A 15,553-nucleotide genomic window follows, 5' to 3' on the forward strand; every position below is an offset into this window, starting at 1 on the left:
GGCGACCGGTTCGATCTCCACCGAAGATTTCAGCGGGCTCTGATCCTCGAAAGGACGGGCACGTTGAAGGAAACATTTCAGGTTGGGGGGCGGTCGCTGACTATGGCCGCACCTTTGGTTCCACGAGTCAGACCAAGCAGGAACTGGCGAATTATGCTGAACAGCAAAAAGACGAATATCCTTCTCGCCATGGCCGGCGCCGCCGCGCTGATGGCGAGCTCGCCGGTCCTGGCCCAGGCCCCGGCCGAGCCCACCCCGGCCGCCTCGACTGCGGCTCCCGCAGCCGCCGCTCCGGCTGCCGGCGAAGCTGATCCCGCAACGGTGAACGACGCCGTCGGCGGCGGTCACGGCGACATCACCCCGATCTCCATGTTCATGGAAGCCACGGTCGTCGTTAAGGTCGTCATGGCCGGCCTGCTGCTGGCCTCGATCCTGTCGTGGACCCTGCTGCTCATCAAGCTGTTCGAGTTCGGCGCTCTGAACCGCAAGACCGACAACTTCCTCGAAAACTTCCGTGGCGCCCGCACCATCGCTGATATGCGCGCTGTCTCGACCCAGGAAGAGTTCGACGGCAACCCGCTGGCCGACATGGCCGCGGCCGCCACCGAGGAAATCGAACTGTCGCGTCAATCGGGTCTGTCGGTCACCGGCGATCACCTGGACTCGGCCCTGGGTCGCGCGCAATCGGCCGTCGCCGCCGTGCAATCCGGTCTGGCTCTGCGCCTTTCGGGCGGTCAGCAGTTCCTGGCGTCGGTCGGCTCGATCGGTCCGTTCGTCGGTCTGTTCGGCACCGTGTACGGCATCATGAACTCCTTCATCGGCATTGCGCAGTCCAACACGACCAACCTGGCCGTCGTGGCTCCGGGTATCGCTGAAGCTCTGCTGGCCACCGGTATCGGTCTGTTCGCCGCTATCCCGGCCGTTGTGTTCTACAACTACTTCAACACCCGCATCGCTGCTTACGGCACGCGCGCCGACGGCTTCGCCGCTGAGCTGCTGAACGGCATCTCGCGTCAGCTCGACAAGGGGGCGTAAGACGGATGGCCGCCAAGATTAAATCGGGCGGCGCTGGCAACCTGCCTCAGGCCAACAGTGATATCAACGTTACGCCTTTCGTTGATATCATGCTGGTTCTGCTCATCATCTTCATGGTGGCGGCTCCGCTAGCCTCCGTGTCGGTGCCTGTTGAGTTGCCAATCGCCGTCGCCAAGGCGGCCCCGAACCCGCCCAAGCCGGTCTATATTTCGATCCAGAATGACGGCGACGTCTATGTGGGCGATTTCCGGACCGACGTCGGAGCCCTGGGTGAAGATCTGAAAAAACAGATCGGATCCCGGAACCCGGCCGATGAGCGGATCTTCATTCGGGGCGACCAGAACACCCGTTACGGCGACTTTATGCAGCTCATGAATGCGCTGCAGGATAACGGCTTCTATAGCGTTGCGCTGGTCGGCGAAGACCAGGCGACGAGTTAGGATGCGGAGATAGTATGACAGACGTCGAATATCATCGCAGTCGCTACGACGTACCCAAGAAGAAGGGCTTCATGGGGGTTTCCTACCCCGTGCTGATCGTCTGCCTGATGGTGGTCAGCATCTTGTTTGCGTTGCTGATTTTCTTTGTTCAGCAGTCCAAGTTCAAGCTGAAGGAGTTCAACTACGTCGACGAGTCCGTCGAGGTCGAGTTGGTCGAGCCGGTTCCGCCGCCTCCGCCGCCTCCGCCCCCGCCGCCTCCGCCGACGGATACGCCTCCGCCACCAAAGCTTCAGGTGCGCGTGCCGGCTCCGGTCCCGAACATCGTCCCCCCTCCGCCGGTCAACATCACGCCGACGAAGAAGGAAGATCGGGTTGAATACACGGGTCCGCCCGTCAATATTCCTGGACCTCCGCCGCCGCCCGCTCCTCCGGCTCCGCCGCGTCCGTCGACGATCACGAACGTTCAGTGGTCGCGCCAACCGCGTCCGACGGCTGATGACTTCCCGGCGCGTGCGCTGGAGCGTGAAATCAGCGGTTCGGCTACGGTGGAGTGCACCGCGCGCTCCAACGGTGCTCCGGCGAACTGCCGCGTGATCTCGGAAGAGCCTGCAGGCATGGGCTTCGGCCGCGCCGCCATTCGGGTGGTTCAACGTGGACAGCTGTCCCCGCGGACCGTCGACGGCGCCGCTCAAGACGCGACTTTCCGCGTCCGGGTGCCCTTCACCCTCGGGTGATGGCCACGGCAACAGACAAGACGCCTCGGAGAGCAATCTCCGGGGTGTTTTTGTTTGGGCTGTCACCTGCGAAATCTCCTGACGAAATATGAGGAAGGCGCTTGATCGCCTGCCGCAGGCCCGGTAGAGAACGCGCCTCGCGATGAGCGGGCCGCCTTAGCTCAGTTGGTTAGAGCGCCGGTTTGTGGAACCGGAGGTCCTCAGTTCAAGCCTGAGAGGCGGTACCATCGCAAAGCGCGGCCGGGCTTGCAGCCCGCCGTCGCCGCGACCATCTCCTGATCGTCGGCCGTCCTATCCGTTTTTAGGCCGATCCCCACATCGACAGGAGAAGGCCCCCATGAATACGCGCAAGTTGGGTGCGAACGGCCCCGAGGTTTCGGCCATTGGCCTGGGCTGCATGGGCATGAGCGCCTTCTACGGCGGCGCCGACGAGGCCCAGTCCATTTCCGTCATTCATCGCGCGCTCGATTTGGGCATCACCCTGTTCGACACCGCCGAGATGTACGGTCCTCACACCAACGAGGTACTGGTCGGCAAGGCGCTGAAGGACCGGCGCGACCAGGCCTTCATCGCCACCAAATTCGGCATCAACTACAATGCCGACCGCACCAGGCTTATGACCGACGGCAGCCCGGCCAATGTGCGTCGCGCTATCGAGGGCAGCCTGCAACGCCTCGGCGTCGACCACGTCGATCTCTACTATCTGCACCGCGTCGATCCGGACACGCCGATCGAGGACACGGTCGGGGCGATGGCGGAACTGGTCAAGGAGGGCAAGGTCCGCTTCCTGGGTCTGTCCGAGGCCGCGCCCGACACCCTGCGCAAGGCGCATGCGACCCATCCGATCACGGCGCTGCAAACGGAATATTCGCTGTGGAGCCGCGAGCCCGAAGACGAACTGTTCGCAGTCGTGCGCGAACTGGGCATCGGCTTCGTGGCCTACAGCCCGCTGGGCCGCGGCTTCCTGTCGGGCGACATCACCTCGATCGATGACCTGGACGCGGACGACTTCCGCCGCACCAATCCGCGCTTCATGGGCGAGAACTTCCAGAAGAACCTGGATCTGGTTGAGGCCGTGAAGGCCATTGCGTCGGATAAGGGCATAACCGCCGCTCAACTGGCGCTGGCCTGGGTGCTGGCGCAAGGCGAGGATCTGATGCCGATCCCCGGCACACGTCGGATCGCGACTCTTGAGCAGAATGTGGCGGCCGTGGACGTCGTTCTGACGCCTGACGACCTCGCCCAGATCGAGGCCGTCTTCCCCAAGGGCGCAGCGACAGGGCATCGCTACGCCGAGGCGGCGCGGGCGGCGCTGAACCGTTAATCTAAGGCAGACATGAAAAAGGCCCGGTCGGATCGCTCCGACCGGGCCTTTCGTATGTGGGGCGTCCCTGATCCTACTGGATGCGGGTCCAGGTCTGGGTTTTGCAGAGCGGAGCCACGATGCAGCCGCGCAGACGCAGGCTGTTGTCGTTCGTCATGGTAATGGTGCCGCGATAGGTGCCGCCGTCGGCCGGGTTATAGACCGAGCCGTTGCGCCATTCCGTCGGACCGCCGGTGAAGCCGGTCAGCATCGGCAGATTGCGCAGGGTGCGGTTCCGCAGCGAGGCGTCGCGATTGTTGGCGTCGCGCGCATTGGCGTCGCGGCGAATGTGGTCCGAGGTCACCAGCGTGCCGCACAGCGCCTGTCCGCAGCGCGCGATCCGCACCTGACCGCCATTGGTCGGCGTCTGCCACAGGCCGGTCGGGTCGCCTGCCAGGGCGGGAGAGGCGAGGGCGCCCGCCAGGGTCGCCGCGGCCAGCATGATCTTGATCTTCATAGTCGTTCCCTTTCGTCGGGTCGGTCGCACCGCCCGTTGAAGCGGACGTTGATCGCGGTTTCGGTTGAAAACAAGGCCAAAACCCCGGCGATCACCAACGAAAACCGACCCTTAGGTCAACTTCAACCGCCGATCAGCGCCAGCCATTCGTCCTCGGTCAGCACTTGGACGCTATGCTTCTCGGCGTCCTTGAGCTTAGAGCCGGCGCCGGGGCCGGCGACGAGGTAGTCGGTCTTTTTCGACACCGAACCCGACACCTTGGCGCCCAGGCTTTCAGCGCGGGCCTTGGCCTCGTCGCGGGTGAAGCGCTCCAGGGCGCCGGTGAAGACGACGGTCTTGCCGGCGACCGCCGTGTCGGACTTGGGGCGTTCGGCGTCGAGGATCTGGGTCAGTTCGGCTTCCAGAGCCTCCACGACCCTTAGATTGTGCGGCTCGTGGAAGAAGTGGGCCAAGGCCTCCGCCGCGACGGGGCCGACCCCGGTGACGCCGGCGATCTGGTTCAGGATTTCGGACGGGGCGTCCTCGCGCGCCACCCGAGCCAGTTCGACCAGGCCGGACCAATCTTCCGTCATCGTCGCCAGCGACCGGCGGGCCGGGGCGGCCATGCCGGGGAAGGCCTGGCTGATCTTCATGTCCATCGTCGCCTCAGGCCAAGGATCGGCGGCGGGGGGCGCGGCCTCGGCCATCAGGGTCAGGACGCGGGGTGATATGGCGTGGGCGGCGGCCAGGGCGGTCCAGGCGTCGGACGGCACACCCGAAGCGGCCTGGAGGCAGGCGGCCTTCAGCGCGGACCAGCTCTCGAAGGCGCGGGCCAGGACGATGGACGTCTGTTCGCCGATGTCGCGGATTCCCAGGCCGAACAGGAACCTGTCCAGCGAAATGACGCGGCGGGCGTCGATGCCGGCGACCAGGTTGCGGATGCTGGTCTCGCCATAGCCGTCGTCACGCTCCAACTCCTTCAGCCGCGCCTCGTCGCGCGCCAGGCGGAAGATGTCGGCGGGCTCCTTGATCCAGCCCCGCGCATGGAAGGCGACCAGCTGCTTTTCGCCCAATCCCTCGATGTCAAAGGCGCGACGGCCGACGAAATGCTTCAGCCGTTCGACGATCTGGGCGTCGCAGATCAGGCCGCCGGTGCAGCGACGTTTGACCTCGTCGCCGTCGCGCACGGCTTCCGAGCCGCAGACGGGGCAGTGTTCAGGGAAGACATAGGGCACGGCGTCTGCGGGGCGTAACTCGGGGACCACGCCCAGGATCTGTGGGATGACGTCGCCGGCGCGTTGCAGGCGGACGGTATCGCCGATGCGGACGTCCAGACGCTCGATCTCGTCTTCATTGTGCAGGGTGGCGTTGCGAACCACCACGCCGCCGACGGTGACGGGATGCAGCCGGGCGACGGGGGTCAGGGAGCCGGTGCGGCCGACCTGGATGTCGATGCCCTCCAGCACAGTGGTCGCCTGCTGTGCCGGGAATTTGTGGGCGATGGCCCAGCGGGGGCTGCGGGCGACGAAGCCCAGCCGGCGTTGCCAGTCGATGCGATCCACCTTGTAGACCACGCCGTCGATGTCATAGCCCAGGGTCGCGCGGTCGCGTTCCAGTTCGCGATAGGCGGCGATCAGGCCCTCGGCCCCCTCGACCCGGCGCGAGCGGGCGTTGACGGGAAACCCCCAGGCCTTGAGCTTTTGCAGGGCGTCCCATTGGGTCTCGGCGAAGTCGCTGGAGTGTTCGCCCCAGGCGTAAGCGAAGAAGTTCAGCGGACGTTTGGCGGTGATCCGGGCGTCCTTCTGGCGCAGGGAGCCGGCGGCGAAGTTGCGAGGGTTGGCGTAGGTGCGGCGGCCTTCGGCCTCGGCGGCCGCGTTAAAGGCGGCGAAGGCGTCGTTTGGCGCATAGACTTCGCCACGCACCTCGATCCGGTCGGGCCAGTCGTCGCCGGCCAAAGTCTGTTGCACATCGGTGATGGTGTTCAGATTGGCGGTGACGTCCTCGCCCGCGCGGCCATCGCCCCGCGTGGCGCCGATCGTCAGCATGCCATCGACATAGAGCAGATTGGCGGACAGGCCGTCGATCTTGGGCTCGGCGACAAAGGCGATTGGTTCGTCGGCGGGCAGTTTCAGGAAGCGGGCGATCCGGGCGACGAAGTCGCGCACCTCGCCCTCGTCGAAGGCGTTGTCCAGCGACAGCATGGGCACGCCGTGGCGCACCTCGGCGAACTGGGTTGAGGCGGCGGCTCCAACCTTGTTCGACGGCGAGTCGGGGCGGACCAGATCAGGGAAGGCGGTTTCGATCGCCAGGTTGCGCGCGCGCAGAGCGTCGTACTCGGCGTCGGAAATCTCGGGCGTCGCCTCGTTGTACAGCGCGTCGTGACGGGCCATTTCGGCGGCCAGCCAAGCCAGGGCCTCGGCGGCCGTCTCGGCGGTGAGGTCTTCGATGGGGACTTCGAGAGGAATCGCGTTGGCCATGGCCGTCGTCATATCATCTGACGCGCCGGGCGTGCATCGCGCAAAGCCGATGATGACAGAACCGTAGGCTGACGCGCCGTCCGCTCTTCGCTAGGTTCGCGCGTCCCTATCGGAGCCTGTATGACTCGTTCGACCCTCTGCCTCTTCGTCGCTGGCGCCGCCCTGATCGTCAGCGGCTGCGCCGCCGTTCCCGCAACAGCGCCGACTGCTCCGGGCGCCGTCGCGCCGGTTTCCAGCCAACTGCTGGAGGACGTTCGCATCCTGTCCGCCGACGACATGCAGGGCCGCGACACCGGCTCGGAAGGCGGCGAGCGGGCGCGCGCCTACATCGTCTCGCGATTGGAGGCTTTGGGCGTTCAGCCGCCGCCGTTCGGGCGTTTGCAGGGGTTCGAGACGCCGGGCCGTACGCGCGAGGGCGTGAAGATTTTCAGCGGCGTCAACATCGTCGGCCTGATTCCCGGAACGCGCGTCGCCGACCGCTATATCGTGGTGACGGCCCACTACGACCATGTCGGCGTCAATGACGGTCAGATCTTCCATGGCGCCGACGACAACGCCTCGGGCGTAGCGACGATGCTGGAACTGGCGGCGCGACTGAAGGCCCAACCGCCAGAACACAGCGTGCTGATCCTTGCGCTGGACGGCGAGGAGCGGGGGCTGTTGGGCGCTCGCGAGTTCGTCAAGGCGCCTCCGGTGCCCCTGTCGTCACTGAGCCTCAACCTGAACTTCGACATGACGGCGCGGGCGGAAACGGACGGCCATCTGTGGGTCACCGGGACCTATCAGCACCCCAATCTGCGCCCCGTGCTGGAGGCTGTGACGTCGAACGGGGCCGTGTCCTTCGCCTTCGGCAAGGACACCCCGCAGGATACGGGTGAGAACAACTGGGTCGACGCTTCCGATCATGGCGCCTTCCACGAGGCGGGCGTCCCCTTCCTGTACATGGGCGTCGACTATCACCCCGACTATCATCGACCGAGCGACACCTTCGACCGGATCACGCCGTCGATCTTCACCAGCGCGACCGAGATCGCCATCGCCGGGTTCCGCGCCTTGGACCGGGCGCTTGATCGATGAAGTCTTCATGGGGGGTCGTTGCGGTCGCGGGCTTGTTGAGCCTGGCGGCATGCGAGCGGCGCGACGCTGCGACACCGACGTCGACGCCTGAAGCGACGTTCCAGCATCGTCTGAGCAATGATATCTCGGGCGACTATCGCCCGACAGGTGACGAATCCATTCAGCCCGTCGCATCGCTGTTCATCGGGCAGGATGAGGCCTTCGCCGCCTGGGAAGGTGGCTCTCGCGCTTCGCCGCCGCTGATCCTGTCGCTGACCGGGCCGCAGGGCGAGGCAAGGGTTCTGCCGGACGTCTATGTCGTCACCGACGATCGGATCCAAATGCGCGGCTCCGCGCCCGGCATGGGCCCGGTGGAGTTGTCGGCGCGGATTGATCAGGGCGCATTGGCGACAGCGCGGCGCAATCTCGGAGATCAGACGCCTGTCGTCACCGGGACGGTTTCGGTCAACGGTCGTCGCACGCCGTTCACACTAAGCTGGTGGGGCGGCGACTGATCTGAGCAATCTATGCTGACGACGCGCCAACATTGCCAATCTCGCAATCCCAGGTCATGGTGACGCTTGGGGGCGCTGAATGTCGACATCGGAATTGGCCGGCTGCGATGTGACGTCGACACGCGGCGTCGGTGCGTCTCGGCGCCGTGTTCGTCTCGACTCGACCCGCGCCATGGATGTCGTCTTCGCCCTGACAGGTCTGCTGCTGACCTGGCCGCTCTTCGTTGTCATCGCTCTGGGCGTCAGGGCGCAGGACGGCGGTTTCGCGATCTTTCGTCAGCAGCGGATCGGGCGCGACGGCCGACTATTCGACTGTCTCAAGTTTCGCTCCATGAGGATGGGGGCTGAGCAAGCCTTACCGTCAACCTCTGATCCGGAATGGCAGGCGATGCGAAAGCTGACACACGATCCGCGCGTCACGTCGTTGGGCCGCCTGTTGCGACGGTTCAGCCTGGATGAACTGCCGCAGCTGATCAATGTGTTGAGAGGCGAGATGTCGTTGGTCGGCCCCCGACCGATCGTGATCGACGAGGCGACGCGATACGGGCGGCGACTGGCCGACTACTGCGCGGTCCGCCCGGGCCTGACGGGGCTGTGGCAGGTCTCGGGGCGCAACGCTGTGCCCTATCCACGCCGGGTTGCGATGGATGTCTGGCTGGTCAGAAACCGGAGCATCGGCGTCTATCTGGCGATCCTGGCGCGCACGGTTCCTGCGGTGCTGAGCCGCCGGGGCGTGTCCTAGGGAAGACGCTCCTCAAAGCCGTCGTCCGTGCCGATGATGGCGAGGTCCGCCAGGTCCAGGAACAGCCCGTGCTCCACCACGCCGGTGATCAGTTTCAGATCGTCGGCCAAGCGCACCGGATCGTGGATCGCCTTGCAGCCCGCGTCATAGATCAGATTGCCGCCGTCGGTGCGGACCAGGCCGCGATCCGCCTGGCGCACGCGCGCCGGCTGGTTGATGTCGTGGTCGATCAGGACATCGGCGATGCGGTTGGCCGTCGTCTTGTGACCAAAGGCGACGACCTCGATCGGTAGGGGGAAGGTTCCCAGCACAGGCACCACCTTGGCCGCGTCGGCGATGACGATGCAGCGGGCCGAGGCCTCCCACACCAGCTTCTCGCGCAGCAGGGCCGCGCCGCCGCCCTTGATCAGCGCCAGGCCCGGCCCGATCTCGTCGGCGCCGTCCACGGTCAGGTCAATGCGCGGCGTGTCCTTCAGCGTCGACAACGTCAGCCCAAGTTCGCGCGCGAGATCTGCAGTCTTCTCCGAGGTCGGCACGCAGCGCAGGCCGGGCAGGTTGCGCGCCGCCAGCGCCTTGACGAACCAGGCGGCCGTCGAGCCCGTGCCCAGGCCGACGATCATGCCCGCCTCGACGTGGGCGGCGGCGGCCTGGCCGGCGTTCTTCTTCTGGAGGTCGCTCATTTGGATTTCGCAGCCTTCTTCGCCTTGGCTTCGACACGGAAAGCCGCGGCCGCTTCGGGTTTGACAGTCTGGCGCGCGCGGCCGAAGGCCATGGCCTCGGCGGGCACGTCCTCGGTGATGACAGAGCCGGAAGCGATCAGGGCGCCGTCGCCGATGACGACAGGCGCCACCAGGCTGGAGTTCGATCCGACGAAGGCGCCGGCGCCGACCTGGGTCTGCGCCTTGTTGAAGCCGTCGTAGTTGCAGAAGATGGTCCCTGCGCCGACGTTGGCGCCCGCGCCGACCGACCCGTCGCCCAGATAGGCCAGGTGATTGGCCTTGGCGCCTTCCGCCATCTTCACGTTCTTGACCTCGACGAAGTTGCCGACCTTGACCCCGGTCGCCAGGTCCGCGCCGGAACGCAGGCGCGCGTAAGGACCGACTTCGGCCCCGGCCGCGACCCGCGCCCCCTCGACATGGCTGAAGCTGCGAATGCGCGCGCCGCCCTCGATGACCGCACCAGGGCCGAAGACGACGAAGGGTTCGACGACAGTCCCGCCGCCGATCCGGGTGTCCCAGGCGAAATGAACGGTGTCGGGCGCCGCCATCGTCACGCCGGCCGCCAGGAAGGTGTCGCGCTGCACGCTCTGGAACAGGGCTTCGGCCTGAGCCAGTTCGGCCTGGGAGTTGACGCCCATCACCGCGTCCTCTGCGGCGAAGACGGCGCGGGTCGGGTGGCCGCCCTTCCGCGCCAGAGCGACGACATCCGTCAGATAGTATTCGCCCTTGGCGTTTTCGTTCTTCACCTCGGCCAGCAGCGAGAAAAGCAAGGCCGCGGGCGCGGCCATGACGCCGGAGTTGCAGGCGGTGATGGCGAGAACGTCTGGCGACGCCTCCTTGGCCTCGGTGATGGCGGTCAGGGTGTCGCCTTCAACGATCAGACGGCCATAGGCGCCCGGATCGCGAGCCTCGAACCCGATGACGGTCACGCCGTCCGCATTGAACACGGGCTCGATGTCGGCGGCTTTCAGCAGGGGCACGTCGCCATAGGTGACGACCACCTCGCCGTCGAAGCCGCCCAGCGCCTGTTCGGCGGCGCGCACGGCGTGGCCGGTGCCGAGCGGCGGGTCCTGGACCGCAATGGCGGCCTCGCCCAGCCGTTTGACCACATGGGCCCGGACCTCTGGCGAGTGATTGCCGACCACGACGACGATGCGTTCGCACCCCAGGCCTTCCGCCGCATCGATGGCGTGGTCCAGCATGGCGCGGTGGGCGACGGGGTGCAGCACCTTGGGCAGCGGCGACTTCATCCGCGTACCCTGGCCGGCGGCGAGAATGATGGCGGCGCGGGCGCGCGTCTGGCTGGTCATGAATCGTCTCGCAGTCTAGTCGTCCTGCGATCTAGCCCATCATGCGGGCCAGCGGGAGATGTGGATGAGCGATCGCGACCTGGAAGGCTGGACCATCGCCTTCGACCTGGATGGGACGCTGGTCGATTCCGCCCCGGACCTGATCGGCACGCTGAACCGGATGTTGGTCGAGGAGAGGTTGCCGCCCGTGCCGATGGAGTCCGCCTCGACCCTGATCGGATCGGGCGCGCGGGCGCTGCTGGTGCACGGCTTCGAAGCCGCCGGCGCGCCGGTCGAGCGGGCCAAGTCCGACGAACTGTTCGAGCGGTTCCTGGTCGATTACGCCGCCCATATCGCCGACGGCTCGCAGCCTTTCGAGGGCGTGGTCGAGACGCTGGAGCGGCTCAGCGAGCGGGGCGCAATCCTGGTCGTGGCCACCAACAAGCGTTCGGACCTGTCGGAGCTGTTGTTGGGCAAGCTGGACCTGACCCGACATTTCGCCGCCATCGTCGGGCCGGATCGGGTCAGCGCGCGCAAGCCCTCAGGCGCCCATCTGAAGGAGGCCGTCGCCATCGCGGGCGGCGATCCCGAACGGGCCATCATGGTGGGAGACGCCGCGCCGGACGCGGATGCCGCCAGAGACGCCGGTATGCCCTGCATTCTAACGACCTTCGGCTTTACGCCGACGCCCGTCGAAGACCTGGGCGGGGATGTGCTGATCGACGCTTTCGAGGACGTCGAAGAGGCGATCGACGGCATTCTCTCCGACTTCTACGTGCGGCGGGCGCTGAAATTCTGAAGCCAGCCGACAGGAAATCTGTCGGCTGAATGATCGCTGCTGCGGTTGCGGATCGGCATGGCGATGGACAGATTGGCGCACCCCTGTTGAAAGTGCCGTCATGCTCGCTCGCTTTTTCAAGATCCCGCTGTGGCAGCGGACCGCCGCCGGCTTCATCCTCGGTATCATCGCCGGGCTGATCCTGTGCGAGCGGGCCGAGACCTGGCTTCAGCCGATCGGCGACGTCTATCTGAACCTGATCCGCATGGTGGTGGCGCCGCTGGTGCTGTTCACCATCGCCAGCTCCATCGCCAAGCTGGGGGAAGGGGCGGGGGCCGTGCGGTTGGGGGTGCGGACCATCCTCTGGTTCGCCATCACGTCGCTGCTTGCTGTGCTGGTCGGTTTCGCCTTCGGTCACATCATCAATCCGGGCGTCGGCCTGTCCAACCTACCGCTGGGCGAGGTTAAAGAGCGCGTAATCCCGACCCCGTTGGAAGTCTTGATCGGCGTCGTGCCGACCAATCCGTTCGCCGCCCTGGCCGAAGGCAAGGTGTTGCAGATCATCTTCTTCTCGGCCCTGGTCGGCATGGCCCTGGTGGCGCTGGGCGACCGGGCGCAGGGCGTTCGGCGTCTGGTGGATGAGGGCGCGGCTACCATCTTCCGCATCACCCGCTGGGTGATCCAGCTGACGCCTATCGGCGTGTTCGGCCTGATCGGATCGGTCGTCGGCGGCTACGGCTGGGAGGCGCTGCTGCCTCTGGTGAAGTTCATCCTGGCCATCTACGCCGCCTGCCTGTTCCACATCCTGATCGTCTATTCGGGCCTGCTGAAGGTGCATGGGCTGAAGGTGACAAGCTTCTTCCGCGGCGCCTTCGCGGCCCAGCAGACCGCATTTGCCACCTCATCCTCGCTGGGCACGTTGCCGATCACTCTTCGCCAGACGGTCGAACGGCTGGGCGTGCCCCAGGCCTACGCCGCCTTCGCCGTGCCGTTGGGGGCCAATGTGAAGATGGACGGGTGCGGGGCCATCTATCCGGCCATCGCCTCGATCTTCATCGCCCAGTATTTCAAGATCGATTTGACGCTGACCCAATACGTCCTGATCGGTCTGACGGCGGTGCTCGGGTCGCTGGGAACGGCCGGCGTGCCGGGGACCAGCATCGTCATGCTGACCCTGACCCTGTCGACCGCCGGCCTCCCGCTCGAGGGCATCGGCTATATCGTCGCGATCGATCGGATCATCGACATGATGCGGACCGCGACCAACGTCACCGGACAGATGCTTGTCCCGGTTCTAGTCGCCAAGGAAGAGGGCATCCTCAACCAGGACATCTACAACGGTCACGTCGCCTGGCTGCCGGGCGACCCGGAAGCCGATACGCCCGAAGGCGTCCGCGCCGCCGGAATCTGAAACAGGCGCTTGCGCGGGGCCGGCGACCGGGCTATGTCGCCGCCTCCGCAAGGCAAGGACGCGTAGCTCAGCGGGAGAGCACCTCGTTCACACGGATGGGGTGGCTTCCACGAAGTCAGCGTCTTATGGTCTTGCATCCGGTGCGAATGAACCGGGGACGCGTAGCTCAGCGGGAGAGCACGCCCTTCACACGGGCGGGGTCGTAGGTTCAATCCCTACCGCGTCCACCATTCGCAGGCTCTGGCCTGGCAGCGGCTACATCTACATCATTCAGGCAGAAGCAACCGGGCTGGTGAAGATCGGCATGGCCGCTAAGCCATCTTCTCGTCTGCGAGCTTTGCAAGGCGGCTGTCCTGATCGGCTGAACGTGATCGCACTCATTCGATCGGATAACGCAGCCGGTCTTGAGGCCGAGCTCCATCTTCGCTTCCGGGAGGTCAGGCGTCACGGCGAGTGGTTCGCGCCCGCCGACGATCTGATGGACTTTGCCTATGAGCATCGGCGGCCTCGACAGATCAGAGACGCGCAGGCTTCCATCAACGCCGTCTTGGGCCGTCGCGCGATTCCGTAAACATCGAATGTTCTCATTCTGTTCACGGTGAGGTATGGCTCCTTCGTCGGTGGCGCGACGGAGGACATCATGGGCCAGCCCCTTTCACCCGAAGAACTGATGCGCCTGGACGCTGAGCTTGCCGCCCGCGTCGTGCGTAACCCGGCGCCACATCCCAGCCTTCCGGCGACGCCGGGGCCGGGATCGAACGTCGCCTATGTGCTGAAAGAAGAGAACGATCGGCTTGTTCGCCAAGCCATGGTGCTGGGCCTCGGTCGCTTTGAGGCGCGATGACCCACTATCGAGACGACACGACGCCCGATGACATACGCCGCGGTGATCAATGCGCCCTGGTCTGCCAGTGCGGCAGTCGCGTCATCCCGGCTTGGGCAAAACTGCCACAAGGCCAGCGCTTCACACCGCTGCGCGACATGCGCGCGAAGATGGTCTGCAAGCGATGCGGCAACCGCCGCCCGGTCATCATCATATCTGGCCACCAAGGGACGGGCGGGCATCTGAAGGAGTTCTGGCGATGGCCGCCGGCGAACCGGACCTGACGCTGGAGGAGATCGACGCGCTGATCGACGAGGCGACCGCGCCGAAGATCCTCATCGTGGCGCATTGGACCTGGTTCATGGTCCAAGAGGCTGGGCGGCACCTGAAGACCCGCAACAACGGCGGACTGAATTATCGCGGTCTGGACGTTTGGATCAGCGGCCGGACGCGGATCGGCACCGAGGCCGAGGCGGAGTTTCTCGCAGAGTGCTGAAACAACGAAAGCCCGCCCTCCGAAGAGAGCGGGCCTCGATAGCGGAGCCAAAGCTCGACGCTGGATCATTTCGGTGAGGTCAACGAGATGTTCTAGCCCGGTCGCGGAGGTGGCGGACAGTCCAGCCCTCGCATCCCCATGGTGTCGAAGAACCGGCACAAGCGGCCAACTTGGGCCGCCAGCCGGTCGCCCCGTGCCTCGATGGCGATGTCGTAGGCGTCAAGCGCGGCCTCCGAATAGATCGCCTCGGGCGACAGGATCGGCTTCGGCTCAACCTGCAGATCGGCAGGGCTCGGGTAGAAGGCGCTCTGCGGCGCCTTGGTGGCGCAACCGCTCGCAGGCAAGACGGACGCGGCGAGCGCTAGGGGCAGCATCAGGGAGCGAGTTGACCGCATCGGAGAGATCCTTTTCGCGGGCGTTGATGATGGGGGTTTCGACGGAGGCCTCGCCGGCTGCGGTTTCCCGCGCGCTGGAGGCCTTCGCCTCGGTCTTCTGTGTCTGGACCGCCTGACGGTCCCGTTCGCCCTGTGCGCCCCTGTAGGAGCAATAGGCGCCGGTCATGACGAAGGCGGCGATGATGGTGACGATCAGCCAAGCCGTCGGGCTAAGCAAGCGGGGGATAGAGCGGAGAAAGGCGAGGGCGGCGATCACAGGATCAGCCCTTTGGCCTTCGCAGTCTGGGCCCGGCGATCAGCCAAGCCGTTCGTGCCGCCGTTTATGGCGCGAGTCAGTCCTTCCAGGTCGTCAGCATCGGCCTTGGCGTTGAGCTTGCGGCTGTCCCAATAGACGCAGCCGACCAGCAGACCGATCGACGGGTAGGCGACCATCTCGGGACGGCTTTCGAGGTCGATGCCGATCTGGCGACCGACGCGGCGATAGTTGGCCCTGCCGGTGAGCTGGATCGGGCCGCGCCCCTTGTAGCGCCGGCCGTCGCCTGTCTGGGTGTTTCCGAGGTCGACACGGCCCTCATAGGCGGCTCCACTGGCGATCTCTTCCATGTACCGGAAGCCGCCGCTCTCATGCGAGCACTGACCCATGAAGTGCGCCAGGCGCAGGCCAGTGTCGAGGATGCCGTAGGTGCGGAAGTGGACGTTGGCGGCGAGGCCAAGCTCAGCGGCGATCGTCGGTGCGGCGCCCATTCTGGCGAACAGAGCGGTCAGAGTTCCAGCCCCAACAATCCCATCAACGGGCACGCGAAGGTTCGTCTGCATTCGACGGGCGTCGAGCATGGTCAGTCTC

18 protein-coding genes and 2 tRNA genes are annotated in these 15,553 nt (G+C 65.8%); 14 read left to right on the plus strand and 6 right to left on the minus strand.

Translation table 11 applies throughout. The features are described from left to right. The first annotated feature begins 153 nt into the window (after window positions 1-153). From KAK88_RS07995 to KAK88_RS08015, 5 genes are all read left to right on the plus strand, one after another. Window positions 154-1,035, plus strand: a complete 882-nt coding sequence (locus tag KAK88_RS07995) for a MotA/TolQ/ExbB proton channel family protein (protein WP_242076232.1) — start codon at window positions 154-156, stop codon at window positions 1,033-1,035. 5 nt (window positions 1,036-1,040) lie between these two features. Next, complete coding sequence (locus KAK88_RS08000; RefSeq protein WP_242076233.1) at window positions 1,041-1,475, plus strand: ExbD/TolR family protein; 435 nt, start codon at window positions 1,041-1,043, stop codon at window positions 1,473-1,475. A 14-nt stretch (window positions 1,476-1,489) separates the two neighbouring features. Continuing rightward, window positions 1,490-2,209, plus strand: coding sequence for an energy transducer TonB (locus tag KAK88_RS16040; protein ID WP_055754883.1), 720 nt, complete (start codon window positions 1,490-1,492; stop codon window positions 2,207-2,209). Window positions 2,210-2,359: 150 nt separating this feature from the next. Next, window positions 2,360-2,436: transfer RNA gene (locus KAK88_RS08010), tRNA-His, on the plus strand. 110 nt (window positions 2,437-2,546) lie between these two features. After that, window positions 2,547-3,533, plus strand: a complete 987-nt coding sequence (locus KAK88_RS08015) for an aldo/keto reductase (protein WP_242076234.1) — start codon at window positions 2,547-2,549, stop codon at window positions 3,531-3,533. 73 nt (window positions 3,534-3,606) lie between these two features. Here the strand turns inward: KAK88_RS08015 and KAK88_RS08020 are convergent, their stop codons facing one another. Together KAK88_RS08020 and ligA are read right to left on the minus strand one after the other, a co-directional pair. Then, the gene (locus tag KAK88_RS08020) at window positions 3,607-4,029 is read right to left on the minus strand and encodes a DUF2147 domain-containing protein (RefSeq protein WP_039247316.1); all 423 of its coding nucleotides are present in this window, start codon (window positions 4,027-4,029) and stop codon (window positions 3,607-3,609) included. A 122-nt stretch (window positions 4,030-4,151) separates the two neighbouring features. Then, complete coding sequence (gene ligA, locus KAK88_RS08025; RefSeq protein ID WP_242076235.1) at window positions 4,152-6,485, minus strand: NAD-dependent DNA ligase LigA; 2,334 nt, start codon at window positions 6,483-6,485, stop codon at window positions 4,152-4,154. A gap of 120 nt (window positions 6,486-6,605) precedes the next feature. On the opposite strand from ligA, the gene KAK88_RS08030 reads away from it, so the two are divergent. The 3 genes from KAK88_RS08030 (at window position 6,606) to KAK88_RS08040 (ending at window position 8,798) form a co-directional block, all read left to right on the plus strand. Continuing rightward, on the plus strand, window positions 6,606-7,562 hold the full coding sequence (locus tag KAK88_RS08030) for a M28 family peptidase (protein ID WP_242076236.1): 957 nt from the start codon (window positions 6,606-6,608) through the stop codon (window positions 7,560-7,562). Further along, the gene (locus KAK88_RS08035) at window positions 7,559-8,056 is read left to right on the plus strand and encodes a hypothetical protein (protein ID WP_242076237.1); all 498 of its coding nucleotides are present in this window, start codon (window positions 7,559-7,561) and stop codon (window positions 8,054-8,056) included. Before KAK88_RS08030 ends, KAK88_RS08035 begins: the two co-directional genes overlap by 4 nt. 172 nt (window positions 8,057-8,228) lie before the next feature. Continuing rightward, window positions 8,229-8,798: a sugar transferase gene (locus KAK88_RS08040; RefSeq protein ID WP_242076238.1), complete on the plus strand. Its 570-nt coding sequence runs from the start codon at window positions 8,229-8,231 to the stop codon at window positions 8,796-8,798. On the opposite strand, the gene rpiA is transcribed toward KAK88_RS08040, so the two are convergent. Further along, window positions 8,795-9,478, minus strand: a complete 684-nt coding sequence (gene rpiA / locus KAK88_RS08045) for a ribose-5-phosphate isomerase RpiA (protein ID WP_242076239.1) — start codon at window positions 9,476-9,478, stop codon at window positions 8,795-8,797. The genes KAK88_RS08040 and rpiA overlap by 4 nt on opposite strands. After that, window positions 9,475-10,827: a bifunctional UDP-N-acetylglucosamine diphosphorylase/glucosamine-1-phosphate N-acetyltransferase GlmU gene (gene glmU, locus KAK88_RS08050; RefSeq protein WP_242076240.1), complete on the minus strand. Its 1,353-nt coding sequence runs from the start codon at window positions 10,825-10,827 to the stop codon at window positions 9,475-9,477. The genes rpiA and glmU overlap by 4 nt, the downstream gene beginning before the upstream one ends. A gap of 58 nt (window positions 10,828-10,885) precedes the next feature. Between glmU and KAK88_RS08055 the strand changes: the two genes are divergently transcribed. From KAK88_RS08055 to KAK88_RS08080, 6 genes are all read left to right on the plus strand, one after another. Continuing rightward, window positions 10,886-11,605: an HAD-IA family hydrolase gene (locus KAK88_RS08055; protein WP_431307185.1), complete on the plus strand. Its 720-nt coding sequence runs from the start codon at window positions 10,886-10,888 to the stop codon at window positions 11,603-11,605. 100 nt (window positions 11,606-11,705) lie between these two features. Next, window positions 11,706-12,995 (plus strand): dicarboxylate/amino acid:cation symporter, encoded by a 1,290-nt coding sequence (locus KAK88_RS08060; RefSeq protein ID WP_242076242.1) that lies wholly within the window; start codon window positions 11,706-11,708, stop codon window positions 12,993-12,995. Window positions 12,996-13,150: 155 nt separating this feature from the next. Continuing rightward, window positions 13,151-13,225: transfer RNA gene (locus KAK88_RS08065), tRNA-Val, on the plus strand. Between the two features lie 62 nt (window positions 13,226-13,287). Further along, a complete protein-coding gene (locus KAK88_RS08070; RefSeq protein ID WP_242076243.1) occupies window positions 13,288-13,566 on the plus strand; it encodes a GIY-YIG nuclease family protein in 279 nt (92 codons plus the stop codon). A 69-nt stretch (window positions 13,567-13,635) separates the two neighbouring features. Continuing rightward, window positions 13,636-13,839, plus strand: a complete 204-nt coding sequence (locus tag KAK88_RS08075; protein WP_242076244.1) for a hypothetical protein — start codon at window positions 13,636-13,638, stop codon at window positions 13,837-13,839. 238 nt (window positions 13,840-14,077) lie between these two features. Continuing rightward, entirely contained in the window at window positions 14,078-14,314 is a 237-nt protein-coding gene (locus tag KAK88_RS08080; protein WP_242076245.1) for a hypothetical protein, read from the plus strand. A gap of 92 nt (window positions 14,315-14,406) precedes the next feature. Here the strand turns inward: KAK88_RS08080 and KAK88_RS08085 are convergent, their stop codons facing one another. Continuing rightward, window positions 14,407-14,709: a hypothetical protein gene (locus tag KAK88_RS08085; protein ID WP_242076246.1), complete on the minus strand. Its 303-nt coding sequence runs from the start codon at window positions 14,707-14,709 to the stop codon at window positions 14,407-14,409. 252 nt (window positions 14,710-14,961) lie between these two features. After that, window positions 14,962-15,543 (minus strand): glycoside hydrolase family 19 protein, encoded by a 582-nt coding sequence (locus tag KAK88_RS08090; protein WP_242076247.1) that lies wholly within the window; start codon window positions 15,541-15,543, stop codon window positions 14,962-14,964. Window positions 15,544-15,553 lie beyond the last annotated feature (10 nt).

It is taken from the genome of Brevundimonas diminuta, from assembly GCF_022654015.1.
GTDB lineage: Bacteria > Pseudomonadota > Alphaproteobacteria > Caulobacterales > Caulobacteraceae > Brevundimonas > Brevundimonas diminuta_C.